Genomic DNA, 399 nt, shown 5'->3' with positions numbered 1-399 from the left:
CATGGGAAGAAAGTATGCTATTCGGGATCAGCACGCCATGTACTTCGTAACATTTACCGTGGTCAATTGGCTTGATTTGTTCATCAGGGATGAGTATCGGGAAGTTATTACCGATAGCTTGGAGTACTGTCATAAAAATAAAGGATTGCAAATTCATGCGTATTGCATTATGACCAGCCATGTACACCTAATTTTAAGTACAGAAGAAGGGAATGCATTGTCAGATGTAATACGGGACTTCAAAAGCTTTACTTCAGAACTGCATCAAGGAAAATAGCACTGAAAGCCGTAGAGAATGGCTGATTTGGATGTTTGAAAGGGCCGGTAAAAAGAATAAGAGAAATTCTGGTTTTCAACTTACCGATAGCAATCCATAGCCGTTAACTTAAGGGCGAAAAG

The 399-nt window shown here is 39.8% G+C and carries 1 protein-coding gene; it reads left to right on the top strand.

The features are described from left to right. Window position 1: 1 nt before the first annotated feature. Complete coding sequence (locus tag E1163_RS31605) at window positions 2-277, top strand: transposase (protein ID WP_155168506.1); 276 nt, start codon at window positions 2-4, stop codon at window positions 275-277. The last annotated feature ends 122 nt before the right edge of the window (window positions 278-399 follow it).

Source organism: Fulvivirga kasyanovii (genome assembly GCF_009711405.1).
Taxonomy (GTDB): Bacteria; Bacteroidota; Bacteroidia; order Cytophagales; family Cyclobacteriaceae; genus Fulvivirga; species Fulvivirga kasyanovii.
Note: the sequence above shows the minus strand (reverse complement) of the source record. Positions and strands in the feature narration are given on the sequence as shown.